At 61.9% G+C, this 11,027-nt stretch carries 11 protein-coding genes; 4 read left to right on the top strand and 7 right to left on the bottom strand.

Translation table 11 applies throughout. The annotated features are described in order from the left end of the window. The first annotated feature begins 31 nt into the window (after positions 1–31). Both AC0YKC_RS21525 and AC0YKC_RS21530 read left to right on the top strand, forming a co-directional pair. A complete protein-coding gene (locus AC0YKC_RS21525) occupies positions 32–2,413 on the top strand; it encodes a phosphoketolase family protein (RefSeq protein WP_488512467.1) in 2,382 nt (793 codons plus the stop codon). A 62-nt stretch (positions 2,414–2,475) separates the two neighbouring features. Beyond that, positions 2,476–3,654 carry an acetate/propionate family kinase gene (locus AC0YKC_RS21530; RefSeq protein ID WP_488512468.1) on the top strand — a complete coding sequence of 393 codons (1,179 nt, stop codon included), beginning with the start codon at positions 2,476–2,478 and terminating at the stop codon, positions 3,652–3,654. Positions 3,655–3,810: 156 nt separating this feature from the next. Here AC0YKC_RS21530 and AC0YKC_RS21535 read toward each other — a convergent pair whose 3' ends face one another. Together AC0YKC_RS21535 and AC0YKC_RS21540 are read right to left on the bottom strand one after the other, a co-directional pair. Then, positions 3,811–4,326 carry a GNAT family N-acetyltransferase gene (locus AC0YKC_RS21535; protein WP_430699277.1) on the bottom strand — a complete coding sequence of 172 codons (516 nt, stop codon included), beginning with the start codon at positions 4,324–4,326 and terminating at the stop codon, positions 3,811–3,813. Between the two features lie 46 nt (positions 4,327–4,372). Further along, a complete protein-coding gene (locus tag AC0YKC_RS21540) occupies positions 4,373–5,014 on the bottom strand; it encodes a helix-turn-helix domain-containing protein (RefSeq protein ID WP_488512469.1) in 642 nt (213 codons plus the stop codon). 489 nt (positions 5,015–5,503) lie between these two features. Between AC0YKC_RS21540 and AC0YKC_RS21545 the strand changes: the two genes are divergently transcribed. Both AC0YKC_RS21545 and AC0YKC_RS21550 read left to right on the top strand, forming a co-directional pair. After that, on the top strand, positions 5,504–6,487 hold the full coding sequence (locus tag AC0YKC_RS21545) for a zinc-dependent alcohol dehydrogenase family protein (RefSeq protein WP_488512470.1): 984 nt from the start codon (positions 5,504–5,506) through the stop codon (positions 6,485–6,487). Positions 6,488–6,604: 117 nt separating this feature from the next. Next, entirely contained in the window at positions 6,605–7,093 is a 489-nt protein-coding gene (locus AC0YKC_RS21550; RefSeq protein WP_488512472.1) for a plastocyanin/azurin family copper-binding protein, read from the top strand. A gap of 84 nt (positions 7,094–7,177) precedes the next feature. Here AC0YKC_RS21550 and AC0YKC_RS21555 read toward each other — a convergent pair whose 3' ends face one another. The 5 genes from AC0YKC_RS21555 to AC0YKC_RS21575 all read right to left on the bottom strand — a co-directional run bounded on the left by AC0YKC_RS21555 (position 7,178) and on the right by AC0YKC_RS21575 (position 10,985). Then, positions 7,178–7,768, bottom strand: a complete 591-nt coding sequence (locus tag AC0YKC_RS21555; protein WP_488512600.1) for an NAD(P)H-dependent oxidoreductase — start codon at positions 7,766–7,768, stop codon at positions 7,178–7,180. Between the two features lie 28 nt (positions 7,769–7,796). Next, positions 7,797–8,183 carry a hypothetical protein gene (locus AC0YKC_RS21560; RefSeq protein ID WP_320297199.1) on the bottom strand — a complete coding sequence of 129 codons (387 nt, stop codon included), beginning with the start codon at positions 8,181–8,183 and terminating at the stop codon, positions 7,797–7,799. 85 nt (positions 8,184–8,268) lie between these two features. Next, positions 8,269–8,715, bottom strand: a complete 447-nt coding sequence (trxC, locus tag AC0YKC_RS21565) for a thioredoxin TrxC (protein WP_320297198.1) — start codon at positions 8,713–8,715, stop codon at positions 8,269–8,271. 15 nt (positions 8,716–8,730) lie between these two features. Beyond that, positions 8,731–10,590 carry a heavy metal translocating P-type ATPase gene (locus AC0YKC_RS21570; RefSeq protein WP_434723536.1) on the bottom strand — a complete coding sequence of 620 codons (1,860 nt, stop codon included), beginning with the start codon at positions 10,588–10,590 and terminating at the stop codon, positions 8,731–8,733. 8 nt (positions 10,591–10,598) lie between these two features. Further along, entirely contained in the window at positions 10,599–10,985 is a 387-nt protein-coding gene (locus AC0YKC_RS21575; protein WP_320297196.1) for a DUF302 domain-containing protein, read from the bottom strand. Between the last annotated feature and the right edge of the window lie 42 nt (positions 10,986–11,027).

An 11,027-nucleotide genomic window follows, 5' to 3' on the forward strand; every position in this document is an offset into this window, starting at 1 on the left:
GATCGGTTTCAAACCAGCGAAGGAGTCGGAAATGAACGAGCGTTCCAGCACCAACCGCTTGTCCGCCCAGGAACTGCATGACATCGATGCCTATTGGCGTGCAGCCAACTACCTGACCATCGGACAGATTTACCTGCTCGACAATCCGCTGCTTCGTGAGCCGCTTCGGCTGGAGCATGTCAAGTCAAGGCTGCTTGGGCATTGGGGAACGTCCCCGGGGCTCAGCTTCATCTACGCGCATCTCAACCGCGCAATCAGACAGCGCGATGCCAATGTCATCTATGTCTGCGGTCCTGGTCATGGGGGCCCGGCGATGGTCGCCAATACCTACCTCGAGGGCACTTACAGCGAGATCAATCCGGACGTCGCGCCGGGCGATGCCGGAATGAAGAAGCTCTTCCGGCAGTTCTCGTTTCCGGGCGGAATCCCAAGCCATGCCGCGCCCGATGTGCCCGGCTCGATCCATGAAGGCGGCGAGCTCGGTTACGCGCTGTCGCATGCCTATGGCGCGGCCTTCGACAACCCGGACCTTATCGTCGCCTGCGTCGTCGGCGACGGCGAGGCGGAGACCGGGCCGCTCGCCACGTCCTGGCATTCCAACAAGTTCCTCAACCCGGCGCTTGACGGCGCGGTGCTGCCGATCCTCCACCTCAACGGCTACAAGATCGCCAATCCCACAATTCTGGCTCGCATCCCCGAGGAAGAGCTGCGCGCGCTGTTCGTCGGCTACGGCTACGAGCCGCTGTTCGTCGAAGGTGATGATCCGGCCCTGATGCATGAGCAGATGGCGGTCGTGCTCGACGACGCGCTCGACCGCATCAAGGGGATTCAGGATGCGGCTCGCAGCGGCCTGAAGACCGCGCAGCCGCGGCCGAAATGGCCGATGATCGTGCTGCGAAGCCCGAAGGGCTGGACCGGGCCCAAGGAGGTCGACGGGCTGAAGACCGAGGGCTTCTGGCGCGCCCACCAGGTTCCGCTCTCCGGCCTTGCCGAAAACCCTGCGCATCTGAGGATGCTCGAGGAGTGGATGAGAAGTTACCGGCCCGAAGAGCTTTTCGATGCCTCAGGCGCGCCTGTGGCTTCGATCCGCGCCACCGTGCCGCAAGGTGATCGGCGCATGAGCGCCAATCCGCATGCCAATGGCGGCCTGCTGCGCCGGTCTCTCGAGTTGCCCGGCCTGCACGAGCACGCCGTCCCGGTCGAGCGGCCCGGCGGCGTCAAGGCGGAGTCTACCCGGGTGATGGGCAGCTTCCTGCGCGACGTCATAACGTTGAACCGGGCCAGCAGGAACTTCCGCATCGTCGGGCCCGACGAGACGGCTTCGAACCGGTGGCAGGATGTCTTCGAGGTGACGGAGCGCGCCTGGATGGAGGAAGTCCTTCCGGAGGACGTCCACCTGGCGCGGGAAGGCAGGGTTCTGGAAATTCTATCCGAGCATACGTGCCAGGGTTGGCTGGAAGGTTACCTGCTTACCGGGCGCCACGGCTTCTTCTCCTGCTACGAGGCCTTCACGCACATTGTCGATTCCATGTTCAACCAGCATGCGAAATGGTTGGACGCCTGCCGCAAGCTCGCCTGGCGGCGACCGATCGCTTCGCTGAACTATCTGTTGTCCAGCCATGTCTGGCAGCAGGAGCACAATGGCTTCAGCCATCAGGATCCAGGCTTCATCGACGTCGCGCTGAACAAGAAAGCGGATGTCGTGCGCGTCTATCTGCCGGCGGATGCCAACAGCCTGCTTTGCGTGACCGATCATGTGCTTAAGACATGGAACCGCATCAACGTCATCGTCGCCGGCAAAGCCAATTCCTGGCAGTGGCTCTCCATGGAAGAGGCGAAAGTCCACTGCAACGCCGGCATCGGCATATGGGAGTGGGCGTCGACCGACGGTGGGGCCGAACCGGATGTGGTGATGGCCTGCGCCGGCGACGTGCCGACGCTCGAGACGCTGGCCGCCGTCCAGATTCTGAAACACCACATTCCCGAGCTCAAGATTCGCTTGGTGAACGTCGTCGACCTGATGACCCTTCAGCCAAAGGAACACCATCCGCACGGCCTGTCGGATCGCGAGTTCGATGCGTTGTTCACCAGCAACAAGCCCGTCATCTTCGCCTACCACGGCTATCCATGGACCATCCATCGCCTGACCTACCGGCGGACCAATCACGACAACATCCATGTACGCGGTTACAATGAGGAAGGGACGACGACGACGCCGTTCGACATGACCGTTCTGAATGGGCTCGATCGCTACCATCTCGTGCTCGGCGTGCTCGACCGCATCCCCGAGCCGGCCGGCGCGCACATCCACCTGAGACAGGCCATGGAAGGCAAGCTGATCGAGCACGGAGCCTATATCCGCAAGCATGGGCAGGACATGCCCGAGATTCTCGGTTGGAAGTGGGAGCAGTAGTCGATGACGAAGTGCCGGGCTGAGAGGATCGGGCTTGCAAAAAAGGCTGGGACCGGCCTGCCATGACCGATGCAATTCTCGTCCTCAATGGCGGCTCATCAAGCCTGAAGTTCGCCGTCTTCCAATGGCGCGACGAGCTCCATCTGCTGGTGCGTGGCAGCGTCTCGTCAATCGGCGAGCGGCCCCGGCTTCACGTCGCGCCCACGGCAATGACGCCGCCGTTCGACAGGAGCCTTGGCGAACAGCCGATCTCCATCGGCAAGGCGTTCGAAGCCGTTGCGTCCTATCTTGCGGACCGCGACCTCCTGCGCCGGGTGCGTCGGGTCGGGCATCGCATCGTGCATGGCGGCCGGGAGTTTGCCCGCGCAACGCTGCTCGACCAGCGCACGCTCGGTGCCTTACGCAGGCTCGAGCCGCTCGCCCCGATTCATCAAGCGATCAACCTGGAGCTCGTCGACCTGGCCAGCCGCCTCTTGCCCGGCACCACGCAGCTCGGCTGCTTCGACACCGCCTTTCACGCGACGCAGCCGGAACTCGCAAGACTTTATGGCTTGCCGCATGAGATGTCGGAGCAGGGCATCGTGTCCTATGGGTTCCATGGGCTCTCCTACAGTCATATCGCCAGCGAGCTCCGCAACCGTTACGGTTCCGCCGCCGGCGGCCGAGCGATCGTTGCGCATCTCGGCAGCGGGGCGAGCCTTTGTGCGATGAAGGCAGGAGCAAGCCATGCTACCACCATGGGTTTCTCGACGCTTGACGGCCTCGTCATGAGCACGCGTTGCGGGGCGATCGATCCCGGGGTCCTCCTGCACCTTCTGCAGGACCGGAAGGTGTCCTCGGACGAACTTGCCGACTTGCTCTATCAGCGATCCGGTCTGCTGGGGGTATCCGGCATCTCGGGAAACATGCAGACACTGCTTGCATCGGAAGACCCGGCGGCGATGCGCGCCGTCGATCTCTTCGTCTATCGTGTTGGGCGCGAGATCGGATCGCTTGCCGCGGCGATAGGCGGGCTCGACACCCTCGTGTTCACGGCGGGCATCGGCGAGCATGCGCCCGCGGTCCGGCAGAGCATCTGCCAAGCCACGGGATGGCTGGGCGTCGCGCTCGACAAGGAGTTGAACGCGCATGGCGAAGAACTGATCAGCGCCCCCGACTCCCTGGTCGACGTGCTTGTCATTCCCGCCGACGAGGAACGTGCGGTGGCCGCTGAGTTGCTCGGCTTCGAAGGCAAAGACTAAAATGATATCGCCCGGAAATGCGCGTCGCTCCCGGGCGATATCATCAAAACGCGTTGGAGCAGTTCAGCGTTTGATAGAACCGCTGAACTTCTCTAACTCTTTGTTTTTACGCAATTCCGGTCGGAAAACCGCCGCGCCCTTTTTCTGGAATTTGCTCTAGCCTGGCAACTTGGCGCCGAGCTTCCGCTGAACCAGGACGAGGGTCGGGTCATCGGGATCCGTCGTGACGATGAAGCCCATCTCGCGCTCGAGTTCGATCGCTGCGCGGTTTTCGCGGCTCTCGATCGATTCGATGGTCTCGATGCCATGATCGTCGGCATAACGCGCGACATAACCGAGAAATTCCCAGCTGACGCCGAGATGCTTGCGATCCTCGCGGATGCAGATGGCGACTTCGCCACGCCGGTCGGCCGGGTCCGCGGCGAGGGTCGCCACCGCAATCAGCATTCCATCGGTGGAGAAGGCGAGAAAATTATGGACGTGCGGATCGTCGGAGCGGGTCATTGCGACAAGCCGCTCATGCGAGACTTCCTTCACGGCCCCGAGGAAGCGGAAGCGCAGGTCCTCGGGCGTCACGTGCGTGAAGAATTCGGCGACGATCGGCTCATCATCGAGGCGTGCACGACGAACTTCAAAGCGAAATCCAGTGTGGGTAGTAAGCGTGGTTTTCATTGTCGCCCCTTTCAGGATTGATGCGCGGGAATCGGCTCGAATGGCCTCATTCCCCCATTGCCAGCAGCGTATCGCGCTTGAGAATTTCGATGCTGCGCAGGCTGAGCAGGCGAATTACGCCTTTCTCCTTCAGGCGGGTGAGGACACGGGACACGGTTTCGATGGTGAGGCCGAGATAGTCGCCGATGTCGTTTCGCGACATCGGCAATTCCACCTGCTGCAGCCCGCCCTGACGCTCCGACATTTCGACGAGGAATGCCGCGACGCGCTCGATGGCGTTCTGGCGGCCAAGCACCAGAAGATGTTCCTGCGCTCGGGTCAGGCCCTTGAGCGCGAGAGGCAGGAGCTGGCGCGACATGTCCGTGCCCGATGGAGTGCGAAAGACCCGGACACCGGTTGCGTTGATGGCTTCGGCGAAGAAGTGGTGAGTGGCGTCGGACTCGAAACCGAACGTTTCTCCCGCCAAATGGAATGCGCTGATCTGCCGGCGGCCGTCGGCGAGCAACCGGTAGATGCGGACCGCGCCGAATTCGACCTGGTAGAGGGCGCCCGCCTTCTCGCCCTGGGCGTAAATTTCGGCGCCTGCCGGGAAGAAGCTAACCGGCGTTGCCGGTCCTTCGAAGAAGGGCGCAGGGTTCTGGGGAAGATAGGACGGCAGTTCGATCTTGGCGGAGGCTTGAGCGTACATGGCTGTGGTCCCGGTGAATTCGTGACAACAGAAATCGCGCAAATCCCGCCACGCCGAAATTCGGTTATGTCCCTACGGGAAACTACCTAGAGCCGAACCCGAAAGCATCCGATCGATCCAGGCCTCGTCGTGCGTGTCGCGCACTATGCGATTGACCGCGATCAAGGTCGGCGCGAATTGGCTGGGCGATTATCCGGTCGGAACCATCCATCCAAGGGAATATGGTCATGACCTCCGATGCCGTCGAAATCTGGGCTGGGATACTCGGCCTCGCCTATCTTGCCGCCTTAGGCCTTTATTTCGAAATGCTTTCCGCTCGGAAGCGCAGTCACGTTGCGGCGAGCCATGGCTTCGGTCGCCACGCGCGGTCGCAGGCGGTGAAGAGCAGGCAACAGCAATAGAACCGTTCCACGTCAGGCAGTGTATTTCCGAGTTTGTGGCCGGGCGCGGCAAGACTCCGTCCCAATCATTTCCGGGCCGAGGTGTATCATGAAGGCAATGGTGCTGGAGAGGCTCGGCACTCCTTTGAAGGCTATCGATCGCCCCGACCCTACGCCGAGACCGGGCGAAATAAGGCTCAGGGTCGAAGCCTGCGCCGTCTGCCGGACCGACCTGCATGTCGTCGACGGCGATCTCCCGCGGCAGAAGTTGCCGCTTGTCCCCGGCCACGAAATCGTCGGTATCGTGGACCTGGTTGGCGAGGGCGTGTCACAGTCTCGGCTTAGCAAGAGAGTAGGCGTTCCTTGGCTGGGGCATAGCTGCGGGCATTGCCCTTATTGCGTCGCCGGCGCAGAGAACCTTTGCGATCTCCCTCTGTTCACCGGCTACACGCGAGATGGCGGCTTCGCCAGTCATGTGGTTGCCGACGAGCGCTTCGCCTTTGAGCTCGATGCCGCCGCGGATCCGGTGTCGCTGGCGCCACTCCTATGTGCAGGGCTGATCGGCTGGCGCTGCCTCAAGAAGGCTGGCGACGGCCGCCGACTGGGCATCTACGGCTTCGGCGCCGCGGCGCATATCATCACGCAGGTAGCGGTCTGGCAGGGGTGTCAGATCTTCGCCTTCACCCGACCTGGCGATGTTCAGGCACAGGAATTCGCACGCTCGTTGGGGGTTGCCTGGGCCGGAGCGTCCCATGAACTGCCTGCCGCCGAGCTTGACGCGGCGATCATTTTCGCCCCTGTGGGCGACCTGGTGCCAGCGGCGTTGCGGGCTGTACGCAAAGGCGGTCGCGTGGTCTGCGGCGGCATCCATATGAGCGACATCCCGTCGATGCCCTACCGACTTCTCTGGGAAGAAAGAGAGTTGGTTTCAGTCGCCAATCTTACTCGCCGTGACGCGGAGGAGTTCATTCCGATAGCAAAGCGCGCTCAGGTGCGCACGCACACAAAGGTCTATCCGCTGGAGCAGGCCAACCAGGCGCTGGACGATTTGCGCAGGGGCAGGCTGAGCGGCGCCGCGGTTCTGGTGCCGTGACACCGTCGATGAGTTGTCGTCTGCCAGTTTGATTTGGCGCAAGGACATAGGGCGGCCGCGCGAGCAATATTCATGGGAAATGTAACGCTTGCGCTGTCACACTGATGGAGGATCACTATGAATACCATTTCCAAGCTGGGAATTGGCACCGCCATGCTCATCGCCGCTAGTACCGGTTCGGTCTGGGCGGCTTCGCTTGTCCAGGTCTCCCTTTGGGACAAAGGGGCGAGTACGGAGATGCCGATGGGCCTTGCCTATGCAGCGCCAGGACTGGACATGACAAAAGCCACCATGGGCATGAAGGTTTCCCCTGGTGCGGTGAAAGCCGGAAAGGTCACCTTCAAGGTGAAGAACGATTCCAAGGATACCGTTCACGAAATGATCGTGATGTTTCTTGCCGATCCGAAGAAGCTCCTTCCTTACATCGATGCAGAGAACCGGGTCGACGAAGACAAGGCTGGCGACAAGGGCGAGGTTTCTGAGCTGGATCCTGGCAAATCTGGTTCGTTGACCGTTGATCTGAAGGCAGGCAAATACCTGCTGATCTGTAACGTGCCAGGCCACTACGGCGCCGGCATGTGGGCCGAATTTACAGTCAAACCATAGGCTCGTGGCTCTCGGTTGGCTCCGGCGTTTGTCAGCCGGAGCCAGCACTCCTGATTGCCCTCACGATTGTTCCGGTTAACGGCCTCAAAGCCCCCGCTCACCGAGCACACGCATCTGCCCGATCCACTTCGCCCGTTTCGCCTCGCTGGCGTTCGCGACCGCGCCGAACAAGGTTTCCCTCACCGGCCTAATCCCGACAAAGTTGAGAATGCCGCGGCGAACGCCAGCTATTCCGTGGCTGAGGAACCAGATCCTGTAGACGGTCGCGGGCATCCCCATCGTCACCACGAGCCGAGCTGAGCGGCCGCGCAGCAGAGATTTGGCGAAACCTTCGCCCTTGGCAGCGTAGGCGAACGCCGTTCCCGGTCGCATCACCTGCTCGAGGAACGCTTTGAGCAGAGCTGGCACAGTGCCCAGCCAAAGCGGGAAGACAAAGACGAAATGCTCCGCCCATGCGACCGCCTCGGTGGCTTCCTTGAGACTGTCGGGGATCGCTCCGTGCTCGAATTCCTGCATTGTCCGAAGGAGCGGAATGTCCAGCAAAGCCAGATCGATCTTGCGCACGATATGGCCAGCGCGTTCAGCGCCGTCGGTGTATGCGGAGGCCAAGGCGCGGCCGAGCCGCTCCGGAGACGGATCGGGGTGGCCGACGATAATGAGGACACGGCGTGATATCACTTCGCTCCCACCAACCGAAGGACTGCTAAGGCCGTTCCACGCGGGCGACCTGGTAAGTGTGCATGGAACCGTTGCGAGCGATCGAGACGTACTCTCCGGTCACGAAGCGTTCCTCGCCGAGGTGAAAGCCGACCTCGTCGTCGCGGTCGCCCTCGGCATAGTCAAAATACCATTGCCCGCCAGGTTTGCGGCGCAAGCGGCCGATGAGATCGTCTTCACCCGTACGGAACCGACGGACACGACAGAAACCCTTGTGCGATTTCCATTCGTCGGCATTCAACCGTCCCTCATCGGTAAGCGGGGCCAGTACGTCGTAGCCTTCCTCGCGCTCGCCCTCCGGATGGCCCTTTTCGCGAGCCAGAAGCAAGCGAATGGTCCTGAAGTTCGGGGTAAGATCCTGCAAAGTGGTCATGGCATCTCCTTTACGCAATTCCTATCGCAGCGCCCGGACGCCACCTTGACTAGGATCAAACGGGCCTCGGTTGTCGGTTAAGAGCTCAGTTGCCAGCCGGAATGTGGTTGCGGACCCAATTGACAATCTGGCTGGTGCCCATCGCGCCCGAGATACGGGCGACCTCATGCTGATGGTGAAAAAGGATCAGGGTGGGGATGCCGCGAATACCCAGCCTCGCCGCGATGGCTTGCTCCTTGTCGGAATTCAGCTTGATCAGCCGCATATGAGGCTCCAGAGCCTTTGCGGCGGCTTCATAGGCGGGCGCCATCATCTTGCAGGGGCCGCACCATGGAGCCCAGACGTCGACGACGACAGGCAGACTGCCGCGACCGATCTGACGATCGAAGTTTGCCGCGTCGACATCCTGCGGTAGTCCGGAAAACAGCAAGGCGCCGCACTTTCCGCATTTGGCGTCGGCACCGTTGCGGCTGAACGGCAGGCGATTGACCACGCCGCATTTGGTGCAAACCACCAGGTTCTCCTGCGTCATGACCTTTCAGTGCTCCTATTTTCGACTGTGATCCAAACGTCCCTCGCCAAGCGCACGCAGCGCATTGAGGATCACAGCGACGTCGATACCCTCTTGAAGCAATGCGCCTGCCACGGGCGTCAAATGCCCCATGGCGGCCGCGATCATCGCCGCGCCTGAGAGCGCCAGTCCGACGATGATGCTCTGCAGGGCGATCGCGCGCGTGCGCGTGGCGATCCGCAGTGCCTCCACAACTGGCCGCAGGCTATCCGTCAGCACGACAACATCGGCGGCTTCCGATGAAGCCGTACCGCCTCGGGCTCCCAACGCGATGCCAACGGTCGCCGCGGCGAGCGCAGGAGCATCGTTGATGCCGTCGCCGACCATCATGGTCGGCGCCGTCGCTTTCTCGGCCTCGACCGTTCCGACCTTGTCTGCAGGCGTGGCATCGGCAAATACGGCGTCGAGTTTGAGCGAAGCGGAAACCTTTTCGGCGGCCCTGCCATCGTCGCCGGTGAGCATGACTATCCGTGTGATGCCTGCCGAACGCAAAGCGCGAACTGTGTCGACAGCATCCTGGCGTACGGCGTCTCCGAATGTAAGAATACCTGCTAGCCGGTCATCGATAGTCAGAAACACCCTCAGCACTTGTGCGTCAAGATACCGGTTCTCTCCACTTTCCGCCCATCTAGGCAGTGGCTCGTTCCCAAGAACGAGCTGCCTTGATCCGGCCGCGACCGACATGTGATCAACCTGACCCTTGAGACCTTCTCCACGATGTTCGCGGACATCACGAGGCTGGGAGAGCATCAGCGTTTTATGGCGGGCGATGCGGACAATCGAATCCGCAAGAACATGATGCGAAGCCAGTTCGAGCGAGGCCAGCAGCCGCAGCAACTCATCGGCTTGCCTGCCCGGAGCGACCTCGATCTCGAGCAGTTCGGCGCCGCCGAGCGTCAAGGTCCCGGTCTTGTCGAAGATTGCGGTGCGTATCTGGGCCAGCGCCTCCAGTGCCGCGCTGCCCTTCATGAGGATGCCGGCGCGCGCAGCGCGTGATACGCCGCCGATGAATGCGACGGGAGCCGCGAGGATCAGCGGACAGGGCGTCGCGACCACCAAAACCGCCAGGGCGCGGATCGGATCTTCAGAAAGATACCAGGCGATGCCAGCGAGCAGCAGCGTGATCGGAAGCAGCAGCAGCGCGAAGCGATCAGCAATGCGGATGAACGGGGCTTTGGCCGTTTGCGCGGCCGCGACCATGCGCACGATCGCGGCATAGGTGCTGTTGTCGGCGATAGCCGAGGCCCGCATGACAAAGGCCTCGCCGGCGTTGACTGTGCCGCTGCGCAAAGCGTCGCCGGCGCCGCGACGCTTCGGCAGGGGCTCGCCGGTGACGGTCGATTCATCCAACACGGCTGAAGCGTCGATCAGGATCCCGTCGACCGGCAGCAATTCGCCGGCGCGGACCAGAAGCTCGTCGCCGACCGCCACTTGCTCGATCGGAACCGTCTCGGTGCTCTGGGCGGATGTACGATGCGCCACGCGCGGCGCCCTGTCGGTCAGCGCTCTGAGATTGCGTTCCGCCCTGCCGCGCGCAAAGTCTTCCAGCACCGTGCCGCCGGCATACATGATCGCGACAACCACGGCCGCCAAAGCCTGCCCAAGCAGCAGTGCCGCCGACATCGAAACCAGCGCGATCGCATCGACGCCGATCCGGCCGATCCAGAAATCCCGCAGGATGGAGATGGCAAGCGTCGCTACGACAGGCAAGGTTGCCGCCGTCCAGATTGCATCAGGCGAGGCGATGTCGATACCATTTCGCCAAACACCCAGCCCAAGTGCCAAGCCGAGGACGGCTATGATCATCAACGCACGCCGCAGCACGGATTCGTTCATGGCGGTCGTCAAAGTTCGCCGATCATTTCGTGTAGCAACAGCCCGACGTCCTTTGCCATGGCGGCAAGTTGCGGGTTGTCGATCGCTCCCATCGCTGCTATCGGATCGACAGCCGCTACCTCGACCTGTCCGGGGGCGATCTCGGTCACAATGACATTGCAAGGCAGCATGGCGCCGATCTTGTCCTCGGCTTGTAGCGCTCGCCATGCAAAATGCGGATTGCAGGCGCCGAGGATCATGTATGGCTTGAAGTCCACGCCCAGCTTGACCTTCATGGTTTGCTGGACATCGATCCTCGTCAGGATGCCGAAGCCCTTGCCGGCAAGCTTCTTGGTGACATGTTCGATCGCCGCGTCGAACGGCATGTCGAGGCTTTTGCTGAAATAGTAGCTCATCTGCTTCTCCTTCGACTGCGATCCTCGTCAGCAGAGACGGTT

Source organism: Mesorhizobium sp. CNPSo 4661, assembly GCF_057784215.1.